A 14,231-nucleotide genomic window follows, 5' to 3' on the forward strand; every position below is an offset into this window, starting at 1 on the left:
TTCCCTTCTTTCTTTGCGAATTCCATTATTTCTTTCTATTCACCAATTCCATCATCAAGTTTGTTAAGAATTCATTTTTTACAACTAAGGTATTCAGCAATTCTACGCTATGTCTGGAACGTTCTTCCACCTCTTTGTATGCTTCCTCAATTCCTTTCAGAGTTACATAGGTGGTCTTGTGATTCTTCTCGTCACTTCCCACTGGTTTTCCCAACACCTCAGTGCTACTGGTAACATCCAGAATATCATCCTGAATCTGAAATGCCAGCCCCAGTTCTCCTGCTGCCTGCTCCACAATTCTCTGTTCACTTTTGGTTGCTCCTGCCAAAATCGCTCCAATCATCATGGAACTTTCCAATAATGCCGCTGTCTTCAATTTATAAATATACTGTAACAGCTCTTCTGTTACTTCTTTTCCCTCAGACTCTATATCTACACACTGTCCACCCAGCATACCATGAATTCCTGCCTTCTGTGACAGTATCTGAAATGCTCGTCCGATATTTCCATTTCCCGGCTCAATCTCAAATGCTTTCGTTGCTGTTTCAAAAGCATAATTCAAAAGTCCATCCCCTGCAAGAATTCCCATTGCTTCTCCATATTGGGCATGGGTGGTCTTTTTTCCTCTTCGAAATTCATCATTATCCATTGCCGGAAGGTCATCATGCACCAAAGAATATGTATGAATCATTTCCATTGCTGCCATAAAAGGTTCAATCACCTTAGAACGTCCTCCAAACATTCGATAGGTTTCCATCATAAGCACAGGACGAAGTCTCTTTCCTCCTGCTAATACACTGTAATTCATAGCTTCTATTACCGTTTTCTGAAATCCCTCTTCCGTCGGAAGATATTGTCTTATAATCTGTTCTGCCTGCTCGGTACGGGCTGCAATTTCTTTCTTCATATCCATACGCTTTCTCCTATTCCGCATCCAATGGTTCCAATTCTCCCTGACCATTTAACAGAAGCATCTGTTTTTCTACATAATCTATTTTATCATTACACTGTTTCAATTTCTGTATCCCTTGCTCATATAGGCAAAAAGAATCCTCAAGGGATACTTCTCTTTGCTGCATCTTTTCAATAATACCTTCCAACTCCTGAAAGATTTCTTCTAATGTCTGTTCCTGTTCTCCCATGAGAAAACCTCCGTTTCTGTTACTTCTGCCGTCACCTTACCATTTAGCATATGAACAATAATATTATCGCCTTTTTTTACCTTGTTTACATCATTGACTGCTTTCCCGGCATCATCTGATACATAAGAATATCCTTGGCTTAATTTTTTCACCGGAGACATTCCTTCTAACTGCCCTGCATACAACTCCATCTGATGTTTTTTTTGCTGAATTTTCTGTTGCATATACATCTGCAGTTTTTCCTCTAAGTCTACTATAAACTGACGTTTTTCATTTAAACGATGCTGTGGTGTCAAAAGCTTCAACTGTCTTTCATACTGTCTGATGCGTTCTTCCGTTTGCTCCAACTTATCACTGATACTGCGGTTCAATTCCATCTTAATTGCTAATATCTGCTGTTCCAGTTCCCACCAATCATAAACTGCCAATTCTGCCGCTGCTGACGGTGTAGGTGCCCGCAAATCTGCTACATAATCTGCAATAGTCGTATCTGTTTCATGCCCCACCGCAGAAATAATAGGAATACTGCATTCAAAAATGGCTCTTGCCACAATTTCTTCATTAAATGCCCAAAGGTCCTCAATGGAACCTCCACCTCTTCCTACGATAATCACATCTACCTTAAGTTCTTCCAAAGCATGAATCCCATTTACAATACTTGCAGCAGCGCCTTCTCCTTGAACCAGAGCCGGATATAGAATCGTCTGCACATAAGGATTCCGTCTTTTACTGATATTTTGAATATCTCTTATAGCTGCTCCGGTAGATGCTGTCACAATCCCAAGGGTTTTTATATACTTCGGAATGGGACGCTTGTATTCCTTTGAAAACATTCCCATTTCTTCTAATTCTTTTTTTAATTCTTCGAACTTCTGATATAATAATCCCGCTCCATCCAAAATAATCTCTTTGGCATAAAGCTGATATTTTCCATCTCGTTCATATACGGAAATAGAACCTAATACAATAACATTATCTCCGTTCTTCATTGGGAAGGTAAGCCCCTTGCGACTTCCGGCAAACATAACCGCAGTCAATGCTCCTGTTTCATCCTTCAGTGTAAAATAAATATGCCCTGAGGTATGATATTTACAGTTAGACACTTCTCCCTTCACATAGATACGGTTCATCATGAAGTCCTGAGCAAACATGTTTTTAATGTAGGCATTTACCTGACCTACCGTATATACATTCTTCGTCATGCCAATTTTGCAAGAATTCCATTCACAAAGGAAGCGGAATCATCTGTCCCATACGCCTTTGCAAGTTCTACCGCTTCATTGATTGCCACTCCTGTAGGAATATCTTCTTCAAATTTTAATTCATAGGTTGCAAGGCGAATCAAGGTCAAATCTACTTTCCCCATACGACTTGTTTTCCAGCCCTCTGCCACTTCGTTTATCATAGCATCAATTTCTGTCAAACGCTCCATAATATCGTTATATTTTTTCTGAATATAGTCTGTATCCTTTTCTTCACGCTGATCTAATTCTTCAAAAAATAATGCCAGCTGTTCCGACATATCATTTTTTTCATAAAATTCTGCACGAAACAATAATTTGAATATCTGTTCTCTAATCTCTCTTCGACTCATCCTTTTTCCTTTCAAAAAAGGTGTCTTAAAAAGACACCTTTATGCTATTGTTTTAAATACTTGCCATACAAATAATCACGTTCTGTTTATTTTTCAAAGTTCTTTTACTTGCTCTTTTCCATCTCTACACCGGCAATTCTCACATTAACTCCGCAAACTTCCAATCCGGTCATATTTTCAATGGCAGTTTTTACACGTTCCTGTACCTTTGCAGATACTTCCGGAATCACAAAACCGAACTTAATATGAAGGGAAACATCAACACTTACCACATTGTCCATTACTTCTACTTTGATTCCCTTAGAAAGATTCTTCATTCCCAGCTTGCTTACCAATTCATTGGTAATGTTTCCTGCCATGGAACTTACGCCTTCCACTTCTGTTGCTGCAAGTCCTGCAATAATTGCAACTACTTCGTCTGCAATGCGTACCTCTCCTAAATTACCATCTTTTATCATATATGCTTTTCTATCTTCAGCCATTTTCACGCCTCCTAAAGTTATTCATTGTTATATTATAACAGAATATTGACCGTTTGCAAAGATTAAACTACACTTCTTCTATTTCTTCTGCGGAACTGTAATATACTCATATGGAGTAGTCTGGTAAACATAATAATTCAGCCAGTTGGTGTAAAGCGCATTGGCATGGGAACGCCATACCAGATTAGGTTTTACGGTGCAATCATCGTTTTCGTAGTAATTTTCCGGCACCTGAATGTCCAATCCCTTTTCCTTGTCACGCATATATTCTGTATGCAACGTCATACGGTCATATTCCGGATGTCCCATAACGAATATTTTCTTTCCGGTTTCATCCATTACCAGAAATACACCTGCTTTTTCTGATTCAGCCAGAATGGTCAGCTCCGGTACTTTCTCAATATCTTCTTTCCGCACTTCGGTATGTCTGGAGTGTGGTGCCAAGAAACAATCGTCGAATCCACGCACCAGCGGAACCTTACGGTTACTTACTCTATGTTCGAATAATCCAAACATCTTATGCTCCAGCATATGCTTCGGTATTCCATAATGATAATAAAGGCCTGCCTGCGCACCCCAGCACAGATGCATGGTAGATGTTACATTTGTTTTCGTCCACTCACAGATTTCTTCAAACTCTTTCCAATAATCTACCTCTTCATATTCCATCTGTTCTACCGGTGCTCCGGTAATAATGAAACCATCAAACTTTCTATCCTTTATTTCTGCAAAAGTATTGTAAAACTTATTCAAATGGCTCACAGATGTATTCTTGGACTCATGACTAGATACCGTTACAAAAGTAACATCCACCTGCAACGGAGTATTGGAAAGGGCCCGTAATATCTGCAATTCCGTATCTTCCTTTAACGGCATCAAATTCAATATTCCTACTTCTATCGGACGAATATCCTGATGCATCGCCCGATTCTCATCCATTGTAAATACATTTTCCCATTCTAGTTTTTCTCTTGCGGGTAATCCGCTTTGAACCTTAATTGGCATATTCTCTCCTGCTTTCTGTCTTATACTTATTCTTCCATCGTTTTCTTTTATGCTTCTTCAATCATAGCCAGAAACTGCGCTTCATCTATGATATTGATACCAAGTTCCTGCGCTTTTGTCAGTTTACTTCCTGCACTTTCTCCTGCTAAAAGATAAGTTGTCTTTTTTGAAACGGAACCGGATACTTTTCCACCCTGCTTTTCTATCATGGCAGCTGCTTCTTTTCTATCCATGGTTGGTAATGTTCCGGTAATCACAAAAGTCATACCTTCTAACTTGGTTCCTGCTCCTACCGTTTCTAATGCTTGCATATTTACTCCATAGCTTCGCATTCGTTCCATTAACACTTTATTTTTTTCATTTGCAAAAAAGTCAGTAATGCATCTGGCACTTACTTCTCCAATATCATTCACATTCTGAAGTTCTTCCATGGTAGCGTGTTCTAATGTTTCCATATTCTTAAATTCTTTTAAAATTGCCTTGGCAGCAGCCTTTCCCACATTCGGAATTCCCAATCCGGTCAATAACTGATACGCATCATTTTCTTTTGATTTTTCAATAGCAGCCAATAACTTATCGGTATTTTTCTCTTTTCCGATGATTCCCTGTTCAATCAGTTCTTCCCGATGCTCTCTTAAGGTATAAATATCTGCCACATCTTTAATATAACCCAATCGTACCAGTTCTTCAATATAAACGGTACCAAAACCTTTGATATCCATAGCATCTCGACCCACAAAATTAATGATATGGCGTTCTAACTGTGCCGGACAGTTTGGTGATGTACATTTGATATCTGCAGTATCTTTTTCCCGCTGCGTCTTCGCCCCACAGACCGGACAGACATCCGGAATTTTAAATGGCACTGTTCCTTCCGGACGTTTTTCTTTGATTACCTTTCGCACCTTTGGAATAATCTCGCCTGACTTATATACCTGTATGGTATCGCCAATTCGGATATCTAATTCATCAATAAAGTCTTGATTATGAAGGGTCGCTCTTGAGACGCTTGTCCCACACAACCGTACCGGTTCAAAAATCGCCGTCGGTGTAATCCTTCCGGTTCTTCCTACTGACAATTCAATATCCAACAATTTTGTTTCTTTTTCCTCTGGTGGATACTTATATGCAACTGCCCACCTTGGTACCTTGGAAGTATTCCCTAACTTTTCTCTGTCTGCCAAGGAGTTCAGTTTTACCACCGCACCATCAATGTCATATGCAAGATTTCCCCGATTTTCTCCGATAGCACAAATCGCATCCCATACTTCTTCCTTAGTATGACATACTTTATAATCGTCGATGACATGTATTCCGTTTTTCTTTAGATACTCATATCCTTCTGTGTGTGTCTTAAATTCCATTCCACGCACCTGTTGGATATTAAAAATAAACATAGAGAGTCCACGCTCTTTTGTAATTCTACTGTCTAACTGACGAAGTGTTCCTGCCGCACAATTTCTCGGATTTGCAAATGTTTTTTTTCCATTCAGTTCCTGCATTTCATTAACCCGGTCAAAGTCCGCGTTTTTCATATAGACCTCTCCACGGATTTCCAAATACTCTGTGGGAACTTTTAATTTCTTTTTCACATCAGGAATTACTTTTGCATTTTCTGTAACGTCTTCTCCAAAAGTAACACCATCTCCACGAGTTAGGGCAAGTTTTAATTCCCCTTCTTCATAGCGAAGCGCCATGGAAAGACCATCTATTTTATACTCTACAACAAATTCAGGATTATCAAGTTGCTCCTGCATCTGCTCTACGAATTCATCTACTTCTTCCTTGGAAAATACATCCTGAAGGCTCAGCATTGGTACATTGTGAGCAACCTGTACACCAGCCTCTCTTTTCGCTGTTCCGCCTACCTTCTGGGTAGGGGAATCCTTGGTTACCAGCTCCGGGAATTCCTTTTCCATCTTCTTTAATTCCTGCATCATCATGTCATACTCATAGTCAGTAATTTCCGGACTGTCCATGTTGTAATACCGATTATTGTGATACTCTATCTGTTTTCTCAATTCTTCAATTCTTGCTTCTGCCTGCTTCTTATCCATCCTGCTATTTCCTTTCCCTCTTTACCACTTCGGAATTACTGTTTCATTTGAAGAATCCTTGATAAGTTCCTGTAACTCCTTCCATTCTTCCTGCGATATTTTCCGGTAGGTTCCCTCTTTCAAATCTCCTAATCGTATATTCATAATACGAGTACGTTTTAAATCTACTACACGATAATGAAACTTCTCGCACATTCGACGAATCTGTCGATTCATTCCTTGGGTCAAAATAATTCGAAAAGTACGTTTCCCCAACTGTTCTACCGGACATGGTCTTGTAGTGGCATCCAATTCTTCCAGATATACTCCGGCTGCCATTTTTTCCAGAAATTCCTTTGTTATATCCCGGTTGACCCTTACGATATACTCTTTTTCATGCAGATTACCGCTTCGCATCATTTTATTGACCAGCTCGCCTTGATTTGTCATCAGAATCAGACCTCTTGATTCTTTGTCCAAACGTCCAACCGGATAAACCCTTTTGGGATAATTTACAAAATCTACAATATTATCCCTTTCCCGCTTTTCCGCTGTACATACAATTCCTCTCGGCTTATTCACCGCCAGAAGAATTATCTCCTCTTCTTTTGATACCTGCTTCTTTCCAAACAGCACTATGTCCCCTGGTGCCACCTTATCGCCCATTACGGCTTTTCTTCCATTAATAGTAACATGGCCCGCCTCAATCTGTCGGTCTGCTTCCCGTCGGGAACATACCCCTGCTTCACTTAAATACTTATTTATCCTTATTGGTTCTGTCATTTTCCTCACCTGCAAAATTGTTTTAACCGTTCTATATTTTCTTCTTCAAAATCCATCAATTCTTCCGCGACTTCATTTGCATAACTACCTGCATTTTTATTATTATGCCTTACTTTCATCAAATCTGCAATACCTCTTGTATTTCCCTGTATCATCATATCTGCTACATGAGGGGTACTGATATTTAATAAGGTGTTTGCCTGTATGCCTCCCCACAGCATTGCCTTCTCCCATCCGGATTCTTTTGCCGCAATTCCATGCTCCCATAATCCGGCCTCTGCCTTTTTCTCAAATTCTTGAAAACGATTTCTTTGAGACGTCAGTTCGTAAGCAAATTCCTGATTGTACACCTTACTCATAAGAATATCTATGGCATTTATTGCCATGGTTGCATTCCTTTTTGTTTCCTTTAATACATTGATTTCCTCATAGTTTTTCATATATTTCCTCCTAATCTTATTCTTATTGATTAGGTTGAAACATTTTTCTATTTTTATGCGGTCTGTTTTATTTAAAAAGAGAACTGCTTTTTAAGGCAATTCTCCTTTCCATCATCCGCTCTATCTTTTCTTTAATTATTTAACAGAAGATCTGTCTTAATAAATCCTGTTTTTCCGTTCCATTCTACCTTAGTCCAGCCTTCTTCATAACTCAAGATAACCTTAATGGTATCTCCAATTGCTGTAGTCCCTACTTTATCAGAAGTCTCACTCATAGATACTCTGATATTATAAGCATCATTTGCAGTTAATGTAGTCCCTTCCGGAAGGTAATTCAAACCATTATTATTTTCCTGCTGTTGTTGAGCTGCCTGCTCCGCCGCTGCTGCTTGTTCTGCCGCCGCTTGCGCTGCTGCTTGTTCCGCTGCCGCCTGTTCTGCCGCCGCTTGCGCCGCTGCTTGTTCCGCCGCTGCTTGTTCCGCTGCTGCTTGCTCTGCTGCCGCTTGTTCTGCCGCTGCTTGCGCTGCTGCCTGCTCTGCCGCTGCTTGCTGTTGTGCTACATAATTAGCTGCCCAACTCTTAATTCCTTCGGTTACAGTATTTACCATATTCTCAAGATTTGCATCGTTTGTAATCGTCTGTGTATAACGATTCTGGAAATCAGCCTGTAATTCCTTTACATCAGAAGCTTCTTTAAATTTCTCTATCAAGGCATCAACTTCTGCATCCGTTTCCTGTTCTTCCATCTCACTGTTAAAAGAGCTGTATAAATTATCAATATAAAGGCTACCATTCTCATTGGTTCTTACATAAAAAAATTCCATTCCCGGAACAGTTCCTTCTACTCCATTGAACTTCATTTCATAAGTTGCTGATACCAGATAAGAATTCTCTTCCAATCCCTTCTTAGTATAACAATCAATATTATTATAGCTTTCTACATAACCACTCATCATCTGAATATAGCTTTTCTCCATATCAGAAACAGGCGTTGCTACATTCGCAAGCTCATCTACATTACCAGCTGCACATAATTCATAATACTTACTAATAAGAGTATTCAATTCTTCATTTTTATTTACTTCATATGCATCCTGCGCATCTGCAACCTGCTCTTGCTTTGTTGCTTCCTTTCCGTCTGTTTTCCCACTATTAGTTGCTGTTACCGCTAGCACAACCACTAAAATCACAGTCAGTACTCCGGCTGAAACGTACCTTACATTATTTCTGCAAAATGTAACTATTGTATCTATATTAATCTTAGAAAAATCAAATTTTTTATTCTCATTCAAAGAGTTCTTCATAGGTCCTCCTTATTAAATTCATCTATATAAAAAAGTTATTTACGGTTGCAATGCACCCAGAGGGAATCGAACCCCCAGCCCCAGAACCGGAATCTGGTATTTTATCCGTTAAACTATGGGTGCTTTCTTCAATATACTGTCTACAACTTTGTAAGTATATCATACTTCTTACGAAAAATCAAAGCAAAATTTAGGAGATTCCAGATTTTGTTTTAGTTCCTTTGCCATATCTAAAGCTTCTCTTCCATCGGTAGGAATTACAATTTCTCCGGCAGCCTTATAGTAGGTCTCACGCTTTTCCATCAGTTGCTTAATGTATGTCGTATTCATATGTCCGTTTAAAATCGGACGTTCTCTCCCATTCTTCACTCGTTCCAGTACCGTTTCCGGGGTTGCTGTTAATAATACGATAACGCCTGTTTTTTTCATTAACTTTACATTTTCTTCCCGCAGAACCATACCACCACCACAAGATACAATACAATGTTCCCTCTTTTGCATTCCCTTCAAAAATTCTGTTTCCAGATTACGAAAATATTCTTCTCCATACTTCTCAAAAATTTCAGGAATACGCATATTTTCCTGTTTCACAATTTCCTGATCCGTATCAATTTCTTCATATCCTGTAATCGCTGCCATATGTCTGGAAACAGTACTTTTTCCAGTTCCCATAAATCCAATAAAATATATATTGCTTTTCATATTATTTTTCCATACTTTCTGAAATCTTATTTAAAATCATCATAACGTCTTCCAATGGCATCTGACCGGGCGCAGAAGCTTTTCCGACCGCCGCAAAGGTCACACATGACCCAAAGGTCTGTCCTGCAATTCTCGAAATCATTCCGGTTGCTCCCATAGACATGGTAATTATCGGATAATCTGAGCAAAGTTCTTTTGTTTTTACCGTTGCTTCTAAAAGTTTAAGTACATCTTCTCTACTATTTGGCATCACTGCCAGCTTCGCTATATCCGCTCCTATTTTCTTCATATATAGAAGTTTTTCTGTCATAATGTCAACTTCCGGTGTCTTAGAAAAATTGTGGTCCGATGCCACAACTACAGCTCCATGCTGATGCAATTCCTCTATCACTTTTCTTGGTTGCTCTAATTCACATACTTCCACATCCAGAATATCTGCCTTTCCCTGTTGTGCAAAGTTATACAACATTTCTATGTATGCTTCTCTGGTAATTTCCCTTTCTCCCCCCTGCGCTTTGCTACGGAAAGTACATAAAAGAATCTTGTCCTTCAAAATTTTTGCCAATTCACTCGTAACATTGCGCAACGCTTCTCCCGAATCACTGTTCTCATACCAATCGATTCGCCACTCTATCATATCTACCGGCCGCTCTGCCAGCATATTTGCCTCTTTTAAAATTGCTTCGCTTGTCTTTTCTACAATCGGTACACACACCAATGGTCTGCCTGTTCCAATCTCTTTTCCTTTTATATTCACAGTTACTCTACCTCTGCTTTATCTTCTTACTCCTTCGCAGTGCATGCTCGTCTCCGCTTCGCTTCGTCTCGCTCACGGGCTCTCGCCCTATCAATCCACTCAAAGTCAAAATTGCCAGCCAGCTGTCATTTTGCCTCTGACTGTCTTGGCACTGCTCGTTGCTATCCTGAACATTATAACTTACAAAAAGAAATGCCGCAAGTCATTGACATATTTTTTATAATCTATTAAGATAGTGCAAGGGATTTTCCCACACTAATAAACTAAAGCAGGTGAAAACATGAATTATGAAATTACCGGCAAAACGAAACTTACCGGTCTTTTAGGAAGTCCGGTAGCACACAGCATTTCTCCGCAGATGCACAATGAAGCATTTCGTCAGCTTGGTCTTGACTATGTCTATCTTGCCTTTGATGTACCACCGGAGCATCTTGAAGCTGCTGTTTTAGGATTGAAAGCTGCCGGAATTTGTGGTTTTAATCTGACCATGCCACTAAAGGTACATATTATTCCTCTATTGGATGAACTTACTCCGGCCGCTCGTCTTGCTAATGCCGTCAATACCGTTATCGTTAAAGACGGTAAGTTGATTGGACACAATACGGACGGCATCGGATATATGCAATCCGTTATCGATGCAGGATATGATATTATTGGGAAAAAGATGACTTTACTAGGAGCTGGTGGTGCTGCCACTGCAATCTGTGTACAAGCAGCCCTGGATGGTGTTTCTTCCATTGATATGTTCAAACGAAAAAATGCTTCTTGGAAAAAAACATTAGAATTTTGCCATAAAATTACAGAAGAAACCGGTTGTCCGATACGTCTTCGTGATATTTCTGACCAGACAGCTTTGGGAGAGAGTCTTTCTGATAGCGCAATCCTCACCAATGCAACCAACGTAGGAATGGCACCTGATACTGATAGTTCTCCGATTCCGGATACTTCTATGCTTCCCAAGGAGCTCATTGTATCAGACATTATATATAACCCGCGGGAAACTTTATTGCTAAAACAGGCGAAAGAAGCCGGATGTCCACATTTTAACGGTTTATACATGCTGCTTTACCAAGGTGCAGCCGCCTTTACCTGTTGGACTGGAAAAGAAATGCCCGTTACACTTATTAAAGAAAAATATTTTAAAAAATAAAGGAGAATTACCATGAGTTTTACATTTTTAAAACAGCTTCCCTCCCCGGGAGCAATCAAAGAACAATATCCACTTTCCGCAAAGGCAGTGGAAACAAAAAAAGAAAGAGACAAAATGATTAGCGACATTATCACCGGCGCTTCTGATAAATTTTTAGTTATCATCGGACCTTGTTCCGCTGACAATGAAGATGCTGTCTGCGATTATATCAACCGATTAAGCCGCGTGCAGGAAAAGGTTGCTGACCGTGTAGTTATTGTTCCACGTATTTATACCAACAAACCACGTACCACAGGTGAGGGCTATAAAGGAATTGCTCATCAGCCAGACCCTGAAAAGAAACCGGATATGGTAGCCGGCTTAATTGCAATGCGTAAAATGCACATTCGTGCTTTAGAAGAAAGTGGACTTTCTTCTGCAGACGAAATGTTGTATCCTGAAAACTTCAGTTACATGGAAGACTTGCTCTCCTACGTTGCCATTGGAGCTCGTTCTGTAGAAGACCAGCATCATCGTCTTACCGTCAGTGGATTCGACGTTCCTGCCGGAATGAAAAACCCAACCAGCGGAGACTTTTCTGTTATGTTAAACTCTGTATATGCAGCACAACATCCACATCACTTTGTATACCGCGGTTACGAAGTTCGCACCAGTGGAAATCCATTAACTCATGTTGTTTTACGTGGTTCTGTTAATAAACGTGGAGTTTCTCTCCCAAATTACCACTATGAAGACCTTGAATGTTTAATTCGTATGTATGATAAAATGGACTTGGTAAATCCTGCTGCTATTATTGATTCCAACCATGCAAATTCTAACAAACAGTATGAACAGCAGGTTCGTATTGTAAAAGAAGTAATGCACAACCGTCAAATTTCACCGGACATCAAAAAAATGGTAAAAGGTGTCATGATTGAAAGCTATATTGAGCCCGGATGCCAAAAAGTCGGTGATCACATTTATGGAAAGTCCATTACAGACCCATGTTTGGGCTGGAAAGAATCCGAAGAATTAATTTATCACATTGCTGAGATGGCATAATTTATATATTGCATTTTAAAAGGCGGCACAGAACTTCCGTGTCGCCCTTTCTATATACTTTTCTTATTATGTACCATCCCATTTATCCTCTAGGATGCGCTTTTGCATATACCTCACGTATTCTGTTTTGATTCATATTGGCATATATCTGCGTAGTAGAAATATCCGAATGTCCTAACATTTCCTGCACAGAATGTAAATCTGCTCCATTACTTACCAAATGCATTGCAAAAGAATGACGCAATGTATGCGGTGTCAACTCCGTTGTAATTCCGGCTTTTTTTCCATAATACTTTACCAGTTTCCAAAATCCCTGCCTGCTCATGGCATGACCTGAACAATTGGTAAAAAGATAATCACTCGACTCATCTGTCACTAGCTCCGCTCTTCCTTCTGAAAGATACATCTGAAGTTTCTCTTTTGCCACTTGTCCAAAAGGCACAATTCGCTCTTTATTTCCGTCGCGACAAGTAATATATTCCATCTTTAGATTGATATCCTCTAATTTCAATGAAATCAATTCTGACACTCTGATTCCGGTAGCATACAACAATTCCAACATAGCTCCGTCACGCAACTCTTTCGGAGATGTTCCGTTTGTTTCATTTAACAATCTTTCCGTCTCCTCTTTTGTCAAAACAGAAGGCATCTTCTTTTCTACCTTTGGTGCCTTCAAATCCTCGGCCACATCCTGTTTCACATAACCTTCCTTTTGCAAGAAATGAAAAAATGCCTTCAAGGATGCTATTCCCCGCGAAATAGTTGCTGGTTTCAGCCCCTGCTTTTCCAGATATAAAACATATGAATTCAATCCTGTTGCTGTAATCTGATTTACGCCTGAGATTCCTTGTTCTATACAATATTTATTAAATTTTTTCAAATCTCTTTCATAAGAAATCACCGTATTTTCAGAAGTTTTTTTCACTTCCTTTAAGTATACGATAAATTTTTGAATCTCGTCGTTCATAAATCCCATTGCCCCACTTGTCATATTTTTGTCTTATTTTTTACATAAATGTAAACTTTTTTCGATACAATCTATATTATAACGACATATTACTGGAAAAGCAAATAGTATTTTTGCCTACTTTTTAGGGATTTTACCATTCATACAACATATCGTTTACACATTTTTTTCAAACTTCTATATCTTGTAAATTTTGTCAAAAAAATTTTAAGATTTTTTTAAGAAATATTGGATTCATATAACTTTCCAGAAAAATTCCTGTAACAAATAACAACACTAATACACCCCCTACAAAAAGTCCCATACCATACATCCGCATCTGTTCCCTGCTAATATTTCCTGTTGGTACCACCTTATGCAATCCCCGTCCCAGAAAAACTGCCAAACCGCAATACCCTACATAAGTGACGAAATAGAAGATATATTGTGGAAACATTCCTCCTATAATCAACAATATCCCTCTTACTCCATATTTTGCTACTGCTGCTGATAACATAAATCCGAAAGAAAGTCCCAACCATCCAAGATTCAATATACCGATTATAATTCCAAAGGAACAGAAACAAAAGATTAACCCTAATATTACCATAGGCATCCTTTCCCCCATAATATAAAAAAATAGATTCTCCCGATTGATTTCTGTATATTTAAATTTTTCAACAAAATAATCGTTTAAGACTCCTGTGCCTGTTACTTTTTCCCTCCCCATAAAATTTGCCAATAATATACCAATGATAAAAGCAAGAAGTATTACTACTTTAGCGGTCTTTTTCCAATTCCATTCCTTTTTTCTAAAACGTAATAGTTCCCCCATTCGCCTTATTCCCG

Annotated in this window: 16 protein-coding genes and 1 tRNA gene; 2 read left to right on the forward strand and 15 right to left on the reverse strand. The window is 39.1% G+C overall.

Going from position 1 to position 14,231, the window contains the following annotated elements:
- Window positions 1-25: 25 nt before the first annotated feature.
- From BIV20_RS08575 to aroD, 13 genes are all read right to left on the reverse strand, one after another.
- Window positions 26-913, reverse strand: a complete 888-nt coding sequence (locus BIV20_RS08575) for a polyprenyl synthetase family protein (protein WP_075720016.1) — start codon at window positions 911-913, stop codon at window positions 26-28.
- A gap of 10 nt (window positions 914-923) precedes the next feature.
- The gene (xseB, locus tag BIV20_RS08580; protein WP_075720018.1) at window positions 924-1,142 is read right to left on the reverse strand and encodes an exodeoxyribonuclease VII small subunit; all 219 of its coding nucleotides are present in this window, start codon (window positions 1,140-1,142) and stop codon (window positions 924-926) included.
- Window positions 1,118-2,344 carry an exodeoxyribonuclease VII large subunit gene (xseA, locus tag BIV20_RS08585; protein WP_330554273.1) on the reverse strand — a complete coding sequence of 409 codons (1,227 nt, stop codon included), beginning with the start codon at window positions 2,342-2,344 and terminating at the stop codon, window positions 1,118-1,120. The genes xseB and xseA overlap by 25 nt, the downstream gene beginning before the upstream one ends.
- Complete coding sequence (nusB, locus tag BIV20_RS08590) at window positions 2,341-2,736, reverse strand: transcription antitermination factor NusB (protein ID WP_075722044.1); 396 nt, start codon at window positions 2,734-2,736, stop codon at window positions 2,341-2,343. Before nusB ends, xseA begins: the two co-directional genes overlap by 4 nt.
- 104 nt (window positions 2,737-2,840) lie before the next feature.
- Window positions 2,841-3,218, reverse strand: a complete 378-nt coding sequence (locus BIV20_RS08595) for an Asp23/Gls24 family envelope stress response protein (protein ID WP_075722043.1) — start codon at window positions 3,216-3,218, stop codon at window positions 2,841-2,843.
- A gap of 78 nt (window positions 3,219-3,296) precedes the next feature.
- Entirely contained in the window at window positions 3,297-4,223 is a 927-nt protein-coding gene (metA, locus tag BIV20_RS08600) for a homoserine O-acetyltransferase MetA (protein ID WP_330554274.1), read from the reverse strand.
- A 47-nt stretch (window positions 4,224-4,270) separates the two neighbouring features.
- Entirely contained in the window at window positions 4,271-6,280 is a 2,010-nt protein-coding gene (gene ligA, locus BIV20_RS08605; protein ID WP_330554275.1) for an NAD-dependent DNA ligase LigA, read from the reverse strand.
- Between the two features lie 21 nt (window positions 6,281-6,301).
- Entirely contained in the window at window positions 6,302-7,042 is a 741-nt protein-coding gene (locus BIV20_RS08610) for a pseudouridine synthase (RefSeq protein WP_075722033.1), read from the reverse strand.
- A gap of 5 nt (window positions 7,043-7,047) precedes the next feature.
- Window positions 7,048-7,482: a hypothetical protein gene (locus tag BIV20_RS08615; RefSeq protein ID WP_330554276.1), complete on the reverse strand. Its 435-nt coding sequence runs from the start codon at window positions 7,480-7,482 to the stop codon at window positions 7,048-7,050.
- Between the two features lie 131 nt (window positions 7,483-7,613).
- A complete protein-coding gene (locus BIV20_RS08620) occupies window positions 7,614-8,786 on the reverse strand; it encodes an SH3 domain-containing protein (RefSeq protein ID WP_330554277.1) in 1,173 nt (390 codons plus the stop codon).
- Window positions 8,787-8,837: 51 nt separating this feature from the next.
- A tRNA-Arg gene (locus tag BIV20_RS08625) sits at window positions 8,838-8,909 on the reverse strand.
- A 45-nt stretch (window positions 8,910-8,954) separates the two neighbouring features.
- Window positions 8,955-9,488: a shikimate kinase gene (locus BIV20_RS08630; RefSeq protein WP_075722034.1), complete on the reverse strand. Its 534-nt coding sequence runs from the start codon at window positions 9,486-9,488 to the stop codon at window positions 8,955-8,957.
- Window position 9,489: 1 nt separating this feature from the next.
- On the reverse strand, window positions 9,490-10,245 hold the full coding sequence (gene aroD / locus BIV20_RS08635) for a type I 3-dehydroquinate dehydratase (protein ID WP_330554278.1): 756 nt from the start codon (window positions 10,243-10,245) through the stop codon (window positions 9,490-9,492).
- Between the two features lie 280 nt (window positions 10,246-10,525).
- Here aroD and aroE point away from each other — a divergent pair, with 280 nt between their 5' ends.
- Both aroE and BIV20_RS08645 read left to right on the forward strand, forming a co-directional pair.
- On the forward strand, window positions 10,526-11,395 hold the full coding sequence (aroE, locus tag BIV20_RS08640; RefSeq protein WP_330554279.1) for a shikimate dehydrogenase: 870 nt from the start codon (window positions 10,526-10,528) through the stop codon (window positions 11,393-11,395).
- A gap of 12 nt (window positions 11,396-11,407) precedes the next feature.
- Window positions 11,408-12,436 (forward strand): 3-deoxy-7-phosphoheptulonate synthase, encoded by a 1,029-nt coding sequence (locus BIV20_RS08645; RefSeq protein ID WP_330554280.1) that lies wholly within the window; start codon window positions 11,408-11,410, stop codon window positions 12,434-12,436.
- A gap of 82 nt (window positions 12,437-12,518) precedes the next feature.
- Here BIV20_RS08645 and xerD read toward each other — a convergent pair whose 3' ends face one another.
- Both xerD and BIV20_RS08655 read right to left on the reverse strand, forming a co-directional pair.
- On the reverse strand, window positions 12,519-13,403 hold the full coding sequence (gene xerD, locus BIV20_RS08650) for a site-specific tyrosine recombinase XerD (RefSeq protein WP_075720558.1): 885 nt from the start codon (window positions 13,401-13,403) through the stop codon (window positions 12,519-12,521).
- Between the two features lie 196 nt (window positions 13,404-13,599).
- On the reverse strand, window positions 13,600-14,217 hold the full coding sequence (locus BIV20_RS08655) for a stage II sporulation protein M (protein ID WP_075720096.1): 618 nt from the start codon (window positions 14,215-14,217) through the stop codon (window positions 13,600-13,602).
- Window positions 14,218-14,231 lie beyond the last annotated feature (14 nt).

It is taken from the genome of Roseburia sp. 499, assembly GCF_001940225.2.
Lineage (GTDB): Bacteria > Bacillota > Clostridia > Lachnospirales > Lachnospiraceae > Petralouisia.

Excerpts from the sequence above, each read along its gene's own strand:
- BIV20_RS08575 (WP_075720016.1), bottom strand. The coding sequence starts at position 913 with ATGGATATGAAGAAAGAAATTGCAGCCCGTACCGAGCAGGCAGAACAG.
- xseB (WP_075720018.1), bottom strand. The coding sequence starts at position 1,142 with ATGGGAGAACAGGAACAGACATTAGAAGAAATCTTTCAGGAGTTGGAA.
- xseA (WP_330554273.1), bottom strand. The coding sequence starts at position 2,344 with ATGACGAAGAATGTATATACGGTAGGTCAGGTAAATGCCTACATTAAA.
- nusB (WP_075722044.1), bottom strand. The coding sequence starts at position 2,736 with ATGAGTCGAAGAGAGATTAGAGAACAGATATTCAAATTATTGTTTCGT.
- BIV20_RS08595 (WP_075722043.1), bottom strand. The coding sequence starts at position 3,218 with ATGGCTGAAGATAGAAAAGCATATATGATAAAAGATGGTAATTTAGGA.
- metA (WP_330554274.1), bottom strand. The coding sequence starts at position 4,223 with ATGCCAATTAAGGTTCAAAGCGGATTACCCGCAAGAGAAAAACTAGAA.
- ligA (WP_330554275.1), bottom strand. The coding sequence starts at position 6,280 with ATGGATAAGAAGCAGGCAGAAGCAAGAATTGAAGAATTGAGAAAACAG.
- BIV20_RS08610 (WP_075722033.1), bottom strand. The coding sequence starts at position 7,042 with ATGACAGAACCAATAAGGATAAATAAGTATTTAAGTGAAGCAGGGGTA.
- BIV20_RS08615 (WP_330554276.1), bottom strand. The coding sequence starts at position 7,482 with ATGAAAAACTATGAGGAAATCAATGTATTAAAGGAAACAAAAAGGAAT.
- BIV20_RS08620 (WP_330554277.1), bottom strand. The coding sequence starts at position 8,786 with ATGAAGAACTCTTTGAATGAGAATAAAAAATTTGATTTTTCTAAGATT.
- BIV20_RS08630 (WP_075722034.1), bottom strand. The coding sequence starts at position 9,488 with ATGAAAAGCAATATATATTTTATTGGATTTATGGGAACTGGAAAAAGT.
- aroE (WP_330554279.1), top strand. The coding sequence starts at position 10,526 with ATGAATTATGAAATTACCGGCAAAACGAAACTTACCGGTCTTTTAGGA.
- BIV20_RS08645 (WP_330554280.1), top strand. The coding sequence starts at position 11,408 with ATGAGTTTTACATTTTTAAAACAGCTTCCCTCCCCGGGAGCAATCAAA.
- xerD (WP_075720558.1), bottom strand. The coding sequence starts at position 13,403 with ATGAACGACGAGATTCAAAAATTTATCGTATACTTAAAGGAAGTGAAA.
- BIV20_RS08655 (WP_075720096.1), bottom strand. The coding sequence starts at position 14,217 with ATGGGGGAACTATTACGTTTTAGAAAAAAGGAATGGAATTGGAAAAAG.